The organism is Rhizobium sp. Pop5 (assembly GCF_024721175.1).
Taxonomy (GTDB): domain Bacteria; phylum Pseudomonadota; class Alphaproteobacteria; order Rhizobiales; family Rhizobiaceae; genus Rhizobium.
In genome coordinates this window covers 316459-332688 of record NZ_CP099399.1, presented here as the reverse complement: position 1 = coordinate 332688, position 16230 = coordinate 316459, and the positions used below count along the sequence as shown (strand labels likewise).

At 61.5% G+C, this 16230-nt stretch carries 13 protein-coding genes; 8 read left to right on the top strand and 5 right to left on the bottom strand.

Annotated elements, in window-relative coordinates:
- Positions 1–44 precede the first annotated feature (44 nt).
- Positions 45–1679: a globin-coupled sensor protein gene (locus tag NE852_RS03835; protein ID WP_258156202.1), complete on the bottom strand. Its 1635-nt coding sequence runs from the start codon at positions 1677–1679 to the stop codon at positions 45–47.
- A gap of 655 nt (positions 1680–2334) precedes the next feature.
- On the opposite strand from NE852_RS03835, the gene NE852_RS03830 reads away from it, so the two are divergent.
- Positions 2335–3756 (top strand): glycosyltransferase family 39 protein, encoded by a 1422-nt coding sequence (locus NE852_RS03830; protein WP_008523823.1) that lies wholly within the window; start codon positions 2335–2337, stop codon positions 3754–3756.
- A gap of 6 nt (positions 3757–3762) precedes the next feature.
- Here NE852_RS03830 and NE852_RS03825 read toward each other — a convergent pair whose 3' ends face one another.
- Entirely contained in the window at positions 3763–4023 is a 261-nt protein-coding gene (locus tag NE852_RS03825) for a helix-turn-helix domain-containing protein (protein ID WP_008523831.1), read from the bottom strand.
- Between the two features lie 79 nt (positions 4024–4102).
- On the opposite strand from NE852_RS03825, the gene ybaL reads away from it, so the two are divergent.
- The 4 genes from ybaL (at position 4103) to NE852_RS03805 (ending at position 9793) form a co-directional block, all read left to right on the top strand.
- The gene (gene ybaL / locus NE852_RS03820) at positions 4103–5920 is read left to right on the top strand and encodes a YbaL family putative K(+) efflux transporter (RefSeq protein ID WP_258156201.1); all 1818 of its coding nucleotides are present in this window, start codon (positions 4103–4105) and stop codon (positions 5918–5920) included.
- Between the two features lie 54 nt (positions 5921–5974).
- Positions 5975–6355, top strand: a complete 381-nt coding sequence (locus NE852_RS03815) for a hypothetical protein (protein ID WP_008523923.1) — start codon at positions 5975–5977, stop codon at positions 6353–6355.
- A gap of 84 nt (positions 6356–6439) precedes the next feature.
- On the top strand, positions 6440–8983 hold the full coding sequence (secD, locus tag NE852_RS03810) for a protein translocase subunit SecD (protein WP_037170803.1): 2544 nt from the start codon (positions 6440–6442) through the stop codon (positions 8981–8983).
- Between the two features lie 93 nt (positions 8984–9076).
- Positions 9077–9793: an ATP-binding protein gene (locus NE852_RS03805; protein ID WP_037170804.1), complete on the top strand. Its 717-nt coding sequence runs from the start codon at positions 9077–9079 to the stop codon at positions 9791–9793.
- 40 nt (positions 9794–9833) lie between these two features.
- Here the strand turns inward: NE852_RS03805 and NE852_RS03800 are convergent, their stop codons facing one another.
- The 3 genes from NE852_RS03800 to NE852_RS03790 form a co-directional block, all read right to left on the bottom strand.
- Positions 9834–10271, bottom strand: coding sequence for a response regulator (locus NE852_RS03800; RefSeq protein WP_008523930.1), 438 nt, complete (start codon positions 10269–10271; stop codon positions 9834–9836).
- Between the two features lie 30 nt (positions 10272–10301).
- On the bottom strand, positions 10302–11006 hold the full coding sequence (locus NE852_RS03795; RefSeq protein WP_008523931.1) for a LuxR C-terminal-related transcriptional regulator: 705 nt from the start codon (positions 11004–11006) through the stop codon (positions 10302–10304).
- A gap of 487 nt (positions 11007–11493) precedes the next feature.
- Positions 11494–11865 carry a response regulator gene (locus NE852_RS03790; protein WP_008523934.1) on the bottom strand — a complete coding sequence of 124 codons (372 nt, stop codon included), beginning with the start codon at positions 11863–11865 and terminating at the stop codon, positions 11494–11496.
- Positions 11866–12027: 162 nt separating this feature from the next.
- Here NE852_RS03790 and NE852_RS03785 point away from each other — a divergent pair, with 162 nt between their 5' ends.
- From NE852_RS03785 to NE852_RS03775, 3 genes are read left to right on the top strand one after another with little or no spacing between them, the layout of a single operon-like run.
- Positions 12028–14202, top strand: a complete 2175-nt coding sequence (locus NE852_RS03785; protein WP_008523935.1) for a PAS domain S-box protein — start codon at positions 12028–12030, stop codon at positions 14200–14202.
- Positions 14189–14614 carry a response regulator gene (locus NE852_RS03780; RefSeq protein ID WP_004674503.1) on the top strand — a complete coding sequence of 142 codons (426 nt, stop codon included), beginning with the start codon at positions 14189–14191 and terminating at the stop codon, positions 14612–14614. Before NE852_RS03785 ends, NE852_RS03780 begins: the two co-directional genes overlap by 14 nt.
- Before the next feature lie 4 nt (positions 14615–14618).
- A complete protein-coding gene (locus NE852_RS03775) occupies positions 14619–16214 on the top strand; it encodes a response regulator (protein ID WP_008523945.1) in 1596 nt (531 codons plus the stop codon).
- The last annotated feature ends 16 nt before the right edge of the window (positions 16215–16230 follow it).

Genomic DNA, 16230 nt, shown 5'->3' with positions numbered 1-16230 from the left:
TGTCTCCAGCCCGGAAAGACGAGCTGAGGCGATAATCCGATAGGTTAGTAAACATTCCGCCCACCTCCGACGCTTGCGAAGGGCTGCGGAAGGCCAAAATCATCATTTTCATATTCGTCTTCGACCGCTGCCGGACGGGCGGCCGCCTCGATGGAACGCGGCGGCGTCACACGAACCGGCGCCGCACGGCCGGCGTGAGCGTTTTCCCGGGCGATTCGGAATTCCCGGATCGTCTGGCCGAGTTCGAGAATGACCGTATGAAGATGGTCGGCGCCTTGCGCCGAACGCTCGGCAAAGCCGGCGCTATCGGCCACCTCGGCACCCAGGCCCTTGACGTCCGATGTCACGCTGTCGAGGCTTGCGGCATGCTCGCCGGTCTTCGTGGCGATGCCGGCGATAGCGGCGTTGATGTCGGTGACCTGGCGCACGATGCTGCCGATCGAATCCTGTGTGCGGCCGACCATCTGCACGCCGGCGTCGACCTGCGCCTTGGTCGTCGTCACCAGCGTCTTGATCTCGCGGGCGGCTTCGGCCGAGCGCTGGGCAAGGGCGCGGACTTCCTGGGCGACAACGGCAAAACCACGGCCGGATTCGCCGGCGCGGGCGGCTTCGATGCCGGCATTCAGCGCCAGAAGATTGGTCTGGAAGGCGATCTCGTCGATCGCGCCGATGATCTGGCCGATCTTTTCGGCCGATTGCTCGATATCGGCCATGGCGCTGATCGCGCGGCCAACGACCTCGCCGCTTTCCTCGACGGCGGCGCGGGTCGAAGCGGCTGCCTGTTCGGCGGCGCGGCTGTCGGCCGCACCGTCGCGCACACTGCCGGCGATGCCGGCAAGGGCGGCGGCGGAAAGCTGCAGGCGATCGGCCTGGCCGGAAGCGGCGCCGGCGAACTGCCGCGACACACCGGCAAGCGCGCCCGTCGCAGCTTCCGCCTTATCAGTGCGCTCGGTGATGGCGGTGAATTCGGCCTGCAGGCCGTCCAGCGCGCCGTTCAGCGCGGCGGCGATCCCGGTATAGGCGCTATCGCCCTCGACAGGTGCGCGCCGCGTCAGGTCGCGGGCGGAAAGGCCTTCGATGACATCGCCGAAGATTCGGGCGATTTCGGCTTCATTGTCGGCGCGCTGATCGGCGAGCGCGCGGCTCTGGGTGGCCCGCAGCGCGTTGAAGCGGAGCGAGACGGCGATTTCCACATCGACCATCACGATACGGATGATCGCCGTCATCAGGTCGGCGATTTCGCGCGCGCGGCGCTTGGCCGACGGCAGCAAGGGGCGGCCGGCGATCTCTTGTGCGAGACCGGAAACGACATGTTCGAGCATGACGCCGTGGCCGGCCACGTGCCAGCGCGGATCGAGCCCCATCTTGCTTTCGGTATCGGAGAGGACCTTGACGCGCTCGGCATAGAGGCTGTCGAACCGCGCGTCCGTCAGGACGTCCCAATGCGAAGACTGCAGATCATGCAGGCGGTCGACCTGGCGCTCGCTCTCGAAATTGCGCGCGGCGTCGGGAAAGGACTGGAACCGGTGGAAGAGGTCGCGCAGGCCCGCCTTCAGATGCGCTTCGAGGGTTGGGCGGTTGCGGCGCACGAGCTCGCACTGGTCGGCATCGAGACCAGCAAAGCGCAGGCGGTCGCGCAAGCTGCCTGCCTGCGCTCCACGAGCCTGATCTGATGGCATATCCTGCCTCAACGCCTGTCCCCAACCCATGTTCCGGGCGAGTGCCCGGCCAAAAACTTTCGCAGCATCCGATGGATACAAAGCGTGGAGACGTCCTCACCGCCTGTCGCAACCGGCGGAACGAAGCCCCCTGATCAGCTATGTTTCGGAGCTGTCTGAAGAGATGGATACCGGATCAACCCGGTACGGCGGTACGGCGTCATGCCTGGTGGGAACGAGTGCATCTTCCCATTCCGACGTGTAAACCAATGTTTATGGTTAATTCCTTGCCTGAAGGTTAATAAGCCTCTCGCGGCGCGGGCTTTTGAAGCAATTCAAGGCAGTTCACAAGAAATACTGCCGCGCAGTTGCAGGGCTGCTACAAGGCACACGCAAGCTCCGTGTTATATGCCGGTCGATAACCAAGACATGACGTCGACAAGGACAGAGCAATGATTGTTCTCGGATTGGGTTCCTGCTTGATCGCAATGACGGTGCTCGCAGCCGTCGCCCGCCTCGATTCCATCTCCGCAAACCGCGACATCCGCGCGCTTCGGGTGTTCTGAAAACGTAGCCCGATCTTTCAGATCCGGTTCATCTCTCCCCTCCCCGTTGGCAGTTCCGCACCTTTGGTGTATCGCACTCCCGCCTTTCATGTCAGCGGAACACTCGGTTCATGTCCCCCAGATCTGGTCTCCTCATCGTCCTTGGCTTCACGCTCTGGCGCGTCGTCACGCTCCATTTTGATGCGACGGACCTTTTCGTCGACGAGGCACAGTATTGGTTCTGGTCGCAGAATCTCGATCTCGGCTATTACTCGAAACCGCCGATGATCGCCTGGGTGATCCGGGCGATGACCGAGCTTTCCGGCTCCAACGCCATCTATTGGATCAGGCTGCTGGGGCCGCTCATCCACATGGCGGCAGCACTGGTGCTGATGAAGACGGCAAAGCGTTTCGTCGGGCCGGAGATCGAAGGCTGGACTGGCGTCACTTACATCACGCTTCCAGGCGTTGCGCTTTCCTCGGTGTTCTTCTCAACCGATGTGATTCTGCTGTTCTTCATCGCAATCGCCCTGCTTGCCTATTTCGGCCTGACGCAACGACGCTCGGTCGGACTGGCGCTCGTCATGGGCCTCGGCGTCGGACTTGCCTTCCTGACGAAATATGCCGTGCTCTTCGTCGTTCCGGGCGGCGCGATCGCCCTTCTCCTCATTCCGTCGGCGCGCATCGCCATTCGGGATTTCATCATCGCGGTCGCGGTATCGGCGGTTGTCGCCCTGCCGAACCTCTGGTGGAACTTGCAGCACGACAATACGACCGTGCGGCATACGCAAGACATCGCCCATTGGAGCGAACTCCGTATCAATATTCGCGGCGGCCTTGAATTCTTCGCCGCCCAGTTCGGCGTCGTAGGGCCGATTATCTTCTTCGCAATCCTCTGGGCGGTCTACCGCATGATTAAAGGACGGAGCGATGACCGGGAGAAGATGCTGGTCTGGCTGTCGATGCCGGTGGTCTTGCTCATCACCCTGCAGGCAACGATCGCCAAGGCCTATGCTAATTGGGCTGTGACAGCCTATGTCGCGGGAACCATTCTTGCCGTCTGGCTGCTTTATCGGCTGTGGCCGAAGGGGCTCAGGCTGTCGCTCACCATCAACGGCATTGCAAGTCTGCTCTTTCCGCTGGCGACGATTTTCCCGCAACAGGTACTGCTGCCTAACGGCGACGAGTTGATGAAGCGTTATCTCGGCCGCGCCGAGGTCAGCCGCGAAGCGGCAGCATTTGCAGGCCAGACCGGCACCGATATCATCGTCACCAACGATCGCGACATGGTCGCCGATCTGTTCTATACGTTGCGCGACTCATCCTACAGGATCTATGCGCGGGCACCGGCGGGCCTTCCCGAAAGCTATTACGAGCAGGAATTCGCCCTGCCCACCGAGATTACCGGCAAGGTGCTTTTCCTGACCGGCAGCCCCTTCACCTGCGCCGCCGAAACGCCTGAAGTGCTAAAGAACTGGCGGCCGACAGAGGGCTATTACAAGGGCAAGGCGCTCTATATCTACAAGGTCTCCGCCGCCTGCCTGGCGCCCTGAGCAAAATCAACTCATCCGCTTGGGCAGGCAGAGACCGGTGCCGGCCCCTTCGATCTCCACGAATTTGACGCCGCCCTCCTCGAAGGCGAGGCGCAGCTGCGCCTCGGTCGCACGATGGATATCATGGTGGCGGCCCTCGTAATCACGGATCGTGCTGCGCGAGACGGCGGCCCTCTCTGCAAGCTCGGTCTGGGTCCAGTCGAGCAGGCCGCGTGCAGCACGGCAGAGAGCGGGGCTCAGAATTGTTTCCCTGGCGCCTTGACCCATGATTTCAACTCACCCATATTGGTCGATATAGACCATATATGTCACGTTACGACCGGGGTTTCCAGATCGGGAGACGATTATGCCACACGACACGCCCTTGATTTCAACAATCGTCGGCGGCCTTGTGCTGGCTTTCATCTTCGGCGCCATTGCCCACCGGCTGCGCATGCCGCCGCTGGTGGGCTATTTGATCGCCGGCGTGCTGGTCGGACCGCATACGCCGGGATACGTCGCCGATCAGAGCCTTGCGCCGGAGCTCGCCGAAATCGGCGTCATCCTGCTGATGTTCGGCGTCGGGTTGCATTTCTCCCTCAAGGATCTTCTGTCGGTACGCGGCATCGCCGTGCCCGGCGCGATTGCGCAGATCGCCTTTGCCACATTGCTCGGCTGGGGGCTCGGCGCTTTCATGGGCTGGCCGACCGGCGGCAGCCTGGTCTTTGGCCTGGCGCTTTCGGTCGCCTCCACCGTCGTGCTGCTGAAAGCGCTGCAGGAGCGGCGACTCGTCGAGACGGAGCGCGGCAGGATCGCCGTCGGCTGGCTGATCGTCGAGGATCTCGCCATGGTGCTGGCGCTGGTGCTGATCCCGGCTGCCGCCGGCATCGGCGGCGGCCATGGTCCGGCCGAGCCGCTTTCGGCGGGGCTCAACCGCCTGCTCGGACTCGATCTCGGCGTCGGCGGCATGATCGCCATGACGCTGGTGAAGGTGGCGCTTTTCGTGGCGCTGATGCTGGTCTTCGGCCGCAAGCTCATCCCCTGGACGATGCACCGCATCGCCCATACCGGTTCGCGCGAACTCTTCCGGCTCGGGGTGCTGGCGATCGCGCTCGGCGTCGCCTTCGGGGCGGCGAAGCTCTTCGGCGTGTCGCTGGCGCTCGGCGCTTTCTTTGCCGGCATGGTGCTCGCCGAAAGCGAGCTCAGCCATCGCGCCGCGCAGGAAAGCCTGCCGCTGCGCGATGCCTTCGCCGTGCTCTTCTTCGTCTCGGTCGGCATGCTTTTCGATCCGAATATCCTGATCGACAAGCCGTTGCCGATCCTCGCGACCATCTTCATCATCGTCATCGGCAAGTCCGTGGCCGCCCTTCTGATCGTGCTCGCCTTCAAGAAGCCGCTCTCCACAGCGCTGACGATTTCGGCAAGCCTCGGCCAGATCGGCGAATTCTCCTTCATCCTCGCCGCCCTCGGCGTCGAACTCGGGCTGCTTCCTGAGGAGGGCCGCGATCTCATCCTTGCCGGCGCCATCATCTCGATCGTGCTCAATCCGCTGCTGTTCTTCCTCTGCGATCGTCTGCGGCCGGTTCTCGAAGGGGCAAAGCGCGAAGAGACCGCGGCCGAGCCCGCTCCCGCCACGGATGCGGCCACCGCTGAGGAGCGGCCGCTGGGCGAAGACGATGACGTGCATCCGACCGCCCTCAACGGCCACGCAATCCTCATCGGCTATGGGCGCGTCGGCCGGATCGTCGGGCAGAACCTCAAGTCGTCGGGCACGCCCTTCCTCGTGATCGAAGATTCCGACAAGCGCATCGGCGAATTGAAGGCGCAGGGCATCGAAGCCTTCATGGGCAACGCGGTGGCGAGAGATACACTCGATCTTGCCAATCTTTCGACGGCGCGCAGCCTTGCCATCGCCATACCGAACGCCTTCGAGGCCTGCCGGATCGCCGAGCAGGCGCGCAGCGTCAATCCCTCCATCCTCATCGTCGCCCGCGCCCATTCCGACGCCGAGGTGGACGAGCTGAAGGAATATGGCGCCGACACCGTCATCATGGGCGAACGGGAAATTGCGCTTGGCATGGTTGACCGGCTCGCCCAAGTGCATCATGAGAGTGTGCCCTATGAAGACGGGCATGGGCCTGATACAATCCTGCCGGCGGATACGCTTCCGCCGGAAAAAGAATGAGAGATTGGCGCGCTTTTGAGCCGATACGGGAGTGACATCGCCGGGACGGAGAAGATGGAGCTGGACCAGCGCCATCTGACGAGCCGTATCGCCGCATCTGTCCTCTTCGCCATCCTTGCCTATCTCGGCCTGCTCTTCGGCGGCAATCTGGTTATTTCGCCAGCCGCGGCCGTCAATACGCTTTCATCTTCGGGGCGCGATCCGCAGCAGCCGCAACTGACCGCGCGCGATGCTGTGCGGGGGGTGCTTACTGCCGAGCGCAAGCTTGCGTCGAAACAAGCCGCCCACGAGGGCGGACAGGCTACCCTCGCGGTCGTCCCGGCTCTCGATTTCGCCGGCTGGAACACGGCCGTGCCTCTCCCGGCATTCGAAGCGCCGCTTCATGCCGCAATTTTCAGGGCGCATCAGCCGCGCGCACCGCCGGCCGCTGCCTGACGCCTGCGCCGAGCGGCGCTTCCTGCCATTGACGACATGCCGCCAGCGCCCGAGCGCCGGCCCCCGATTATCAAGGAATACAACATGCGTACTTCACCATGGCTGGTGCTCACCTATACGGTGATCATCGTACTCGGCCTATTCATCGCCTTGCCGAACGTTCTGCCGCAGTCCGTCCTCCAGCGCATGCCGGCATGGCTGCCGCACGACCAGGTCTCGCTCGGCCTCGACCTGCGCGGCGGCTCGCACCTCGTTCTGGAAGTCGATGAAGCCGATCTCACCAAGGAGCGGCTGCAGTCGCTGCTTCAGGACGCGCGCCGTGTGCTGCGCGAAAAAGGCATCCAGCCGAAGGCCGTCGTGCGCAGCCAGAACCAGATCGTCGTGACGCTTGCCGACGCCTCGCAGAGCGATGCAGCGGTCACCGACCTCAAGACGCTTGCGAACCCGATCAGCACCGGCATCAGCGCCGGCCAGACGGATCTCGACGTCACGGCGAACGGAGCCACCATCAGCGTCGGCTTCTCGCCGGCCGGCATCTCCGCCAACGTCGACAATGCCGTCCAGCAGAGCCTTGAAGTCATTCGCCAGCGCGTCGACCAAGTCGGCGTCTCCGAGCCGACCATCCAGCGCATCGGCGGCAATCGCGTGCTCGTGCAGCTTCCTGGCGCGCAGGATCCGTCACGCCTGCGCGAGCTTCTCGGCTCCACGGCGAAGATGTCGTTCCATATGCTTTCGCCGAACAACCAGCCCGGCCCCGGCGTCACCATGCTGAACGACGCCGAAGGCAGAACCTATCCGGTCCTCGATCGCGTCGAGATTTCAGGCGACCGCCTGTCGGATGCCCGCGTCAGCTTCGATCCGAACACGCATGAGCCAGTCGTCAGCTTCCGCTTCGACAGCGCCGGCGCCACGCGCTTTGCCGAGATCACCCGCCAGAATGTCGGCAATCCCTTCGCCATTGTCCTCGACGACAAGGTGCTGAGCGCGCCCGTCATCCGCGAACCGATCACCGGCGGCTCGGGCCAGATCTCCGGCAGCTTCTCGGCCGACAGCGCAACGACGCTTGCCGCCATGCTGCGCGCCGGCGCCCTGCCCGCCAAGCTGACAGTGATCGAAGAACGCACCGTCGGCGCCGACCTCGGCGCCGATGCCATCAAGATGGGCATCTATTCCGGCATCGTCGGCTTTATCCTCGTCGCCGCCTTCATCTTCGTGCTCTACGGCACCTGGGGCATCCTGGCGAACGTGGCGCTCTTGATCCACACCTTCCTGACCTTCTCGGCGCTGACGCTGGTCGGTGCAACGCTGACCCTGCCGGGTATTGCCGGCGTCGTTCTCGGCATCGGCCTTGCGGTCGACGCGAACGTTCTCATCAACGAGCGCATCCGTGAAGAAACGCGCAAGGGCAAAAGCGCCTTCGCCGCCATCGACACCGGCTTCAATCGTGCCTATTCGACCATCATCGACGGCAACATGACGGCGCTCATCGCTGCGGCCATCCTGTTCTATTTCGGCTCCGGACCGGTTCGCGGCTTTGCCGTCACCATGGCGCTCGGCCTCATCATCTCGATGTTCACCTCGGTCGCCTTCGTGCGCGTCGCGATGATCGAGATTACCCGCCGCCGCAAGTTCAAAGTGCTGAACATCCGGCCGCTGATCCCGTTCAGCCCCTATGACAAGCACATCCAGTTCATGAAGGCGCGCTTCTTCGGCGTCACCGTTTCGGCGCTGCTTTCGATCGCCTCCGTCGTGCTCTTCATCCATCCCGGCCTCAACTACGGCGTCGACTTTCGCGGCGGCATCCAGATGTCCGTCAAGACACAGGGCGCGGCCGATCTTGCGAAGTTCCGCGAGGGCCTTGATAGTCTTGGCCTCGGAGAAATCACGCTTCAGTCCTTTGGCGACAACAACAGCATTCTCGTTCGCGCCCAGCGACAGGAAGGCGGCGAAGAGGCGCAGACGGCGGCGGTGACCAAGCTGAAGGCCGAAGTCGCCAAGATCGATCCGACTGCAACCGTGGAAGGCACCGATGTCATCGGCCCGAAGGTCAGCGGTGAGCTTGCCTCGGCCGGCATCCTGTCGGTCGTGATCGCAAGCTTCGCGATGCTCATCTACATCTGGGCCCGGTTCGAGTGGCCGTTCGCCGTCGGTGCTATCGTGACCCTTGTCCTCGACGTCACCAAGGCGATCGGCTTCTTCGCGATTACCGGCCTCGACTTCAATCTGACGGCCATCGCCGCCATCCTGACCCTCGTCGGTTACTCCGTGAACGACAAGGTCGTCGTCTACGACCGCATGCGCGAAAACATGCGGCTCTACAAATCGATGCCGCTGCGCGAGATCATCGACAAATCGATCAACGAAACCCTGGCGCGAAGCCTCTATACCAACGCGACGGCCTTCCTTGCCCTTGTGCCGATGGCGATTTGGGGCGGCAGCGCGGTGTCGAGCTTCGCGATCCCGATGGTCTTCGGCATTCTGGTTGCCGGCGCCTCGTCGATCTTCATCGCAGCCCCGATCCTGCTCTTCCTTGGCGACTGGCGCCGCCGCCATGCCAAGGCGGCTCCGGCAAGCGATGTCGAAATCATTCCGCCGGAACAGGGTCGCCCGCGCAAGTCCGCCAGCTAGGCGTGGTTGTTAACGCATCATTTGGAAGGGCGCCGGTTGCAGAACCTGCGCCCTTTTTCTATTGTTAGCTACCAAGATCGGGGAAATTGTCAGATGTCACCCAACCCGACGAGACCGTTGGACAGCAATGCGACCGGCGAGAGTGAGGAGCGAATCAAGCGTTTTCTCGCGACAGCCTCACACGACCTGCAATCGCCGCTGCGCCATATCGCCATGTATGCCGAGCTGCTTCTGGACGATCTCGAAGAGACGCTCGACAGCGAACAACTTCAAAGCCTCCGGATGATCATGGAAAAGGCGCAGACGGCCCAGCGCCTTACCAAGTCATTGATGAGCCTTGCGGGAGGAGCTCCTCAGGTAACGCCTGAAGAGTTCGATCTGCGGGCGCTGACAGAGACGATCTGGGGCGAGCTGACCGATGAAATCGCAGTGCATGACGCCACGCTCGCGAGCGAAGGCCTGCCCTCAATCCGTACCGACCCTGCCCTGCTCGGCTTGGCGCTGCGGCATCTCATGTCCAACGCTCTTACCTATAGCAGCGAATCTCCGCCGCAGGTGACTATCACGGCCGAACGGGAGGGGGCGGACTGGTTCATCCGAATTTCAGACAACGGGACAGGCATCGATCCGGCCCATCAGGAGCGCATATTCGAGGCTTTCTGGAAATTGCCGAAGGCGGGAGCCGTCCCTGGCGCCGGTCTCGGACTAACGACCGCGCGGGAGTTTCTGGCAGCACTTGGCGGCGATGTCAGGCTCGAGCATTCGGATGAAAGCGGCAGCCGCTTCACCATTCGCCTTCCCATCGCCTGACAGGCACAGCATCGAAAGCCTACGCTTTTGCTGGAATTGCTCAGATGCTGTAGTCGTCCTTCCAGAAGTCCGGAACGGCGTAGGTCACATATTCGCGGATGATATGCTGCAGCGTCTGGACGTCGATCTCGTCCTTGCCAATGCGGAAATCGACGCCGTAGTCCGGGAACTCCTGGAAATAGCCGCCCGAAATATCGGTCGAGACGACGCCGATCGGGCCGGTGTAGCCGATGCCGCGCAGCTCCGGCACCGTGTCGCGGAAATCGGCATTGGGCAGGAGCCGATTGTCGAGCAGGATGAGATCGAAGCGCGCCTCCCGGACCTTTTCCAGCGCATCGCCGATCGATTGCGAATATTCGAGCTCGACCACGGGCTCCGAGAGATCGGCGATCTTCTTCTTCAGCGCACGGAATTCTATGAATTCGTCGTCTACAAAGAGAACTTTTACCTGGCCCCTTCGAGTTGCTTCGGCGATCATCGTCTTAATTCCCTAATCCCGAAACCAGCTTCACGAGACCAAACCGTTTCTCAAGGCGATCGCCACCATATGAACGCGGTTTACGGCATCAAGTTTGCGCGCCGCCGCAGTGATATGCGAATTGACCGTATGTTCGGACAGGCCGAGGATGATGGCGATTTCCGCCGAGGTCTTGCCTTCGCTCGTCCATTTGACGATTTCCGCTTCGCGCTGCGTCAGCCGCCCGGACATTTCCTGCGTCAGGATTTCTTCGTAAAGCTTGTCGAAGATGCGCATGGCGTCAAGCAGGATGTCGGCGATCTCGCTCTGGTCGGGCTCCTGACGCTCGCCGCTGAGCACGAGGCAGTATCGCCGCCCTTCCGGCGTAAACAACGGGATGAAGAGAAAGACGCCACTGCGGAACTCGTTAAAGGCGAAATCAGACGTATAGCCTTCCGGCTGCGCGCTCCGGCCATGGACCGGCGTCGCCAGAAACTGGGCGGATTTCGCCCGCGCGGTCCCGAGCGCTTCCTTCAATGTCGTGATGAAAAGACCGACGCGCCGCTCGGCGACATTGGTGATGACGATATCGCGTTCACCAAAGGGCGTCGAAGCCTCGGAAATGCGGGCAAGCGCGAAATTAGCGAAGTTATAGTGCTGCGCCGCCGCCTTCAGCAGACGAAAAAAATCGGTCCGGTTGATCGCCCGGCTGAGCTCCGGTCCGGCATGAAAGGGAATTGCCGGGGCATTGTTCATTCCCACTCTTCCTCTCCTCCCGCCGATTCCTCCGATCCCGAAATCTTGGGATATACGTCTTAAACGCGAAGAGCTACAAAAATTGCGAGACGGTTGATGACAAATATCGAAAACGGGGACTTTCGATATGTAAGGCGGAAATCATCAATTATCTCAACTACAGGTGATGCACGGGCAGATTTTACTGAGGGCAGTAGTTCTTACCTGGGTATCGTATTTCTTCCTGCATTCAACATCCATGAATGCGAGAAGGCAGTGCCAGACGTAAGCGCGAGAGAGCCGATAGGCCCATTCAGCTAAGGGGTTGGCTGATGTTCGTGGCGGCGAACGCGGGTAGATCGGTTCTCTCAGCGCTTATTTTTGCGTTCCCTTGTCTTCGCTTCGGTTGCATCTTGTGATGCGTGCTCGGCCTTGTCAATTGCGGTTTCTCGTATGGCTCGGACGAACCGTGGAGAACAGGTCTCGGAGCTTCCGCCGGTTCATACACTTAGAGATTGAGAATAATGGCGGCTAGGTCAAGCGGCTTTTCCAGATAGAAATCGGCACCGGCCTCAAGCGCACGTGCGCGGTCCTCGTCGGCATCCGATCCGCTGCAGATGCCTAGCCGCATCGCCTTGAAGCGATCGTCCCGGCGCAGCCGGTTCACCAGCCCAATACCGCTGTCCAGCGGCATATAGAGATCGGCGATCAGCAGCTCGGGCAGGGCCTTGTCTTCCGCCACGCGCTGCTCCAGCGCCACGAATGCCGCCTCGGCGGTCGAAAAACAGAATAGATCGACGTCTATCTGCTGCTTCCTGCTGATATAGTCGAGATAGAAGAGGTCATCCCTGCTGTCATCGACGCAAAATAAAGTAGGCATCCAGCACCGCAACTCAGATATTGTTCGGATGATCCTCGCTGTCCTTCCGCATCAGGATAACCGCGTTTTGCTAAAATTCGATATACCGCAGCGTGAATCATTTCGCAAAAAGCACGGCACAGTCTTCGCTTACCTATTGAGGTTTCCGCGATTTCGGAAAAAATGACCGCGCGAACCGAGGAGGATACGCGGGTGCAGGATAGGAGCGATTTGAACCTGCAGGACCAGCCGACGCGGTGGCGCTACCGGGCCTTCGCGATTGCCGTCGGCTGCCTGATGGTTCTTCTCGGCATAACCGTTCTCGCCGGCTGGCTGCTGCAGATCAAGCTGATCATTTCTGTCGTTCCCGACTTTCCCTCGATGGCCTTCAACACCGCGCTCTGTTTTGTGCTTTCCGGCGTGGGGCTCGCCACCTCGACGCTCACCGCCCGCCGTTTTCGGGTGATGGCGGCGATCACGGCCGGATTGGCTGCGGCGATCGCAGCGGCACGGCTGGTGGAACTCGCTACCCTCGGGCGGACCTTCCACAATGTCGACGTCCTGGTGTCGCAATTCGTGATCCCGCCTGACTTCATAGCGCAGATCGGCGGCGGCATGGGGCCGAATACGGCGCTGATCTTCCTGATCGGCAATCTTTCGCTGCTGCTCTCGCTCCGGACGGAACGCTCGAAAAGCCAGGTGGTGCAGGAGCTGACGAGCTATATCGTCATTACCCTCGGCATGATCGCGCTGGCCGGCTATGTCACCGATGCCGAACAAGGTTATCGCTGGGGCGTCTATGCCGCGATGGCGCTGCATACGGCGGTCGGCATGGTTGTTTTCGGCTCGGGACTTCTGGCAAGGTCATGGCTGATGCAGCCGGCCAACCGGGCGCAGATCCCGCTGTGGATTCCGGCTGCGGTGTGCTTCACCGGTCTTCTCGTCGATCTCTATACGCCGCTCGGCGTTGCCAACGGCATTCTCTACGTGCCGCTGGTGCTGACGGCGCTCTGGTTCGGCAACAGGGACGCGCCGCTTTTCTTCGCCTTTGCCTGCACCGTGCTGCTGACGCTCGGCTTCTTCGCCGTCAAGCACGATGAAGCGGTGTTCTGGCAGGAGATCGCCAACCGCGCCATCACGGCCGCCACGCTTTGGCTGATCGCCATTCTCATCTTTTATTTCATGCGCAATACCCATCATCTGGAAAACGAGCGTGTCCGCTTCGGCGCGCTGCTGCGCAGCACGCCCGATGCCGTCATCGTCATCGACGAGGGTGGAACAATCGCAAGCTTCAATCCAGCAGCCGAAAGCATGTTCGGTTATTCGCCGCAGGAGACGGTCGGCCGGAACATCAAGATGCTGATGCCCGAACCCTACCATTCCGAGCATGATGGCTATCTCGCCCATTACCGGCAGACCGGCGAGGAGCGAATCATCGGCACGACGCGCACGGTCTCCGGACGGCGCAAGAACGGGATCGTCTTTCCGATCGACGTCTCGATCAGCGCCATCGTCACCGGCCATACGAAGACCTTCGTCGGCATCGTGCGCGATATCAGCGAGCGCGTTCGGCAGGAAGAACGGATGAAGACGACGCTTGCCCAGCTCGAGGCCTATACGGCCGATCTCGAGCGCAGCAACCACGATCTCGACGAATTCGCCTATATCGCCTCGCATGATCTCAAGGAACCGTTGCGCGGTCTGCACAATCACTCCCGTTTCCTCCTGGAAGACTACGAAGACAAGCTCGATACAGACGGGGTGCGACGGCTGAACCGGCTCGTGCGCCTCAGCCAGCGCATGGAGAAGCTCGTCAACGACCTCCTCTATTTTTCCCGCCTCGGCCGGCAGCAGCTGGCAGTCAAGCGCACCGATATCGGCATGATCGTCAAAGATGTCGCCGCGACGATGGAGCTTCTGCTGGAAGACCGGCATGCCAAGGTGATCATCGATGGCCGGTTGCCGGAGGTGATCTGCGACGCGCCGCGGCTGACCGAAGTGTTCCGCAATCTCATCACCAATGCGATCAAATACAACGACAAGCCGGCCCCGCTCGTCTCAATCGGCTATCTCGACCGGTTCGTCGGCAAGGACGGCACGGTTGCCCGCAACGTGTTTTTCGTTAAGGATAACGGCAAGGGCATTCCAGAGGAATTCCACGAGGATATTTTCCGCATTTTCAAACGGCTTGAAAAATCGCAGGATTCCGACGACGGAACCGGAGCAGGCCTCACCTTCGTCCGCAAGATCATCGCACGGCACAACGGCGATATCTGGCTGGAATCGGAGGTCGGTACCGGTACGACATTCTATTTCACCTTGGGGAAAAAGCGTGAGGGACAGAATGCAGCAGCGTGACACCCAACCGATCCTGATCGTCGAGGACAGCGAAGACGATTTCGAAGCAACGATGCGCGCCTTCAAACGCACCAATCTGCGCAATTCGATCCGCTGGGCAGCCTCCGGTCAGGAAGCGCTCGACATGCTCACCGCGATGGTGCCGAAGCCCGGGCTGATCCTGCTCGATCTCAACATGCCGGGTCTCGATGGCCGTAAAACGCTGGAGGCGATCAAGTCGAACGACGGCTGGCGCAAGATTCCCGTCGTCATTCTCACGACCTCCGACGACGAGCGTGATATCGAAGGCTGCTATGCGCTCGGCGCCAATACTTACGTGCAAAAGCCCGTCGATCTCGACGGGCTGTTTGCCGCGATCCAGCGACTGAAGGAATATTGGTTCGAAATCGCGATCCTGCCGCTCGAGGACTAACAGATTGGCGGAAGACTGCTCCATCCTCATCATCGACGACAATATCGACGATCGCGAGGTCTATCGCCGCATATTGGGGCGTGTCACCAGCACGGCTTACAAGGTGGTCGAGGCTGAGACGGGCGAAGAAGGCCTTGCGCTGAACCACCGGAAACGACCGAACTGCATCCTGCTCGACTATTCCCTGCCGGGGCGCGACGGACTGGGCGTTCTTGCCGATATCCTGGAGGACGATCCCACCGCCAATGTCATCATGCTGACCGGCCAGGGCAGCGAAACCGTCGCCGTCGAGGTGATGAAGAGCGGCGCGCGCGACTATCTGACCAAGGATTCGCTTTCGCCCGAAACGCTGCATCGCTGCATCCAGAACGCCATCATGCACGGGGTGCTGGAAGCCAAGCTGGAGCAGAAACGGCAATCGCTTGAGATCTTCACACGCGCCATGGCCCACGATCTGAAGGAGCCGCTGCGGACGATCAAATCCTTCAGCCGCATCCTGCACGGCTCGGCAGCCCTGCCCGCCGACGACCGGGAGCTGCTCGACTATATTCTGAGCGCCGCCGACCATATGGAAGACCTGATCGTCAAGGTCTCGGGCTTCACCAAACTCGAAGCTTCCGGCGGGCCGGAGCTGAAGCCTGTGTCGCTGTCTGATGTGCTCGACCAAGTGGAGAACAATCTGCGCCAGCAGATCGAAAGCCGCGGCGCCGTCATCACCCGCGGAACGCTGCCCGAAGTCATGGGCGATGCGACGCTTCTGATCCAACTGCTGCAGAACCTCGTGTCGAACGCCATCCGCTACTCGGAGCAGAAGGTTCCCGAGGTGACCATCTCCAGCGAACCGCAGCGCGATATCTGCCGCATCAGCGTTCACGACAACGGGCCCGGCATCGACCCCCAGCATCGCGAGCTGATCTTCCAGCCGTTCAAGCGCCTGGTCGGCCGCGGCATCGAAGGCACGGGGCTCGGCCTTGCCATCTGCCGCCGCATCGCGCAGCTGCATGGCGGCTCGATCTGGTGCGAAGCGGAGGATGGGCCCGGCGCCACCTTCATCGTCGAGGTGCCGCTCGCCGAGGCGAGATCCGAGCCGCCCGCCGCGTCGGCCGTTACGCACAGCGCCAAACCGGCAGAGCATTTGGGCGAAGGGTCGGGCAGGCTCGCCGAGGTGCTGTTGGTGGAAGACAGCCCGGCCGACATCCAGCTTCTGAAGATCAAGCTGATGCGGCGGGAGAAAGTGAATTTCAACCTGCATGTCGCCACCAACGGGCGCGAAGCGATGCGGCTGCTCGAAGAACGCGCCGGCATCGCCGACGTGCCGCAGATCGACCTGATGCTGCTCGACATCAACATGCCGATCATGGACGGTTTCGAGGTCCTGCATGCGCTTTCGGCCGATGCCCGCCTCAGGCAAATTCCCGTCTGCATCCTCAGCACGTCAAGCGACGAGACCGACATCCGGCGAGCCAGGGATCTCGGCGCGCTCGCCTACATGGTCAAGCCACCGACACTGCAGCAACTGGAAGAGGCGCTTGAGGATGTCGATCATTTGGAATTGCTGCAGCGCGGCGATTCGCTTGCACTTTGTGCGGAACAAAACTAAGCGATGGTCATTGGCA

Excerpts from the sequence above, each read along its gene's own strand:
- NE852_RS03835 (WP_258156202.1), bottom strand. The coding sequence starts at position 1,679 with ATGCCATCAGATCAGGCTCGTGGAGCGCAGGCAGGCAGCTTGCGCGAC.
- NE852_RS03780 (WP_004674503.1), top strand. The coding sequence starts at position 14,189 with ATGCAGCAGCGTGACACCCAACCGATCCTGATCGTCGAGGACAGCGAA.
- NE852_RS03815 (WP_008523923.1), top strand. The coding sequence starts at position 5,975 with ATGGAGCTGGACCAGCGCCATCTGACGAGCCGTATCGCCGCATCTGTC.
- NE852_RS03785 (WP_008523935.1), top strand. The coding sequence starts at position 12,028 with ATGACCGCGCGAACCGAGGAGGATACGCGGGTGCAGGATAGGAGCGAT.
- secD (WP_037170803.1), top strand. The coding sequence starts at position 6,440 with ATGCGTACTTCACCATGGCTGGTGCTCACCTATACGGTGATCATCGTA.
- ybaL (WP_258156201.1), top strand. The coding sequence starts at position 4,103 with ATGCCACACGACACGCCCTTGATTTCAACAATCGTCGGCGGCCTTGTG.
- NE852_RS03790 (WP_008523934.1), bottom strand. The coding sequence starts at position 11,865 with ATGCCTACTTTATTTTGCGTCGATGACAGCAGGGATGACCTCTTCTAT.
- NE852_RS03830 (WP_008523823.1), top strand. The coding sequence starts at position 2,335 with ATGTCCCCCAGATCTGGTCTCCTCATCGTCCTTGGCTTCACGCTCTGG.
- NE852_RS03805 (WP_037170804.1), top strand. The coding sequence starts at position 9,077 with ATGTCACCCAACCCGACGAGACCGTTGGACAGCAATGCGACCGGCGAG.
- NE852_RS03800 (WP_008523930.1), bottom strand. The coding sequence starts at position 10,271 with ATGATCGCCGAAGCAACTCGAAGGGGCCAGGTAAAAGTTCTCTTTGTA.
- NE852_RS03795 (WP_008523931.1), bottom strand. The coding sequence starts at position 11,006 with ATGAACAATGCCCCGGCAATTCCCTTTCATGCCGGACCGGAGCTCAGC.
- NE852_RS03825 (WP_008523831.1), bottom strand. The coding sequence starts at position 4,023 with ATGGGTCAAGGCGCCAGGGAAACAATTCTGAGCCCCGCTCTCTGCCGT.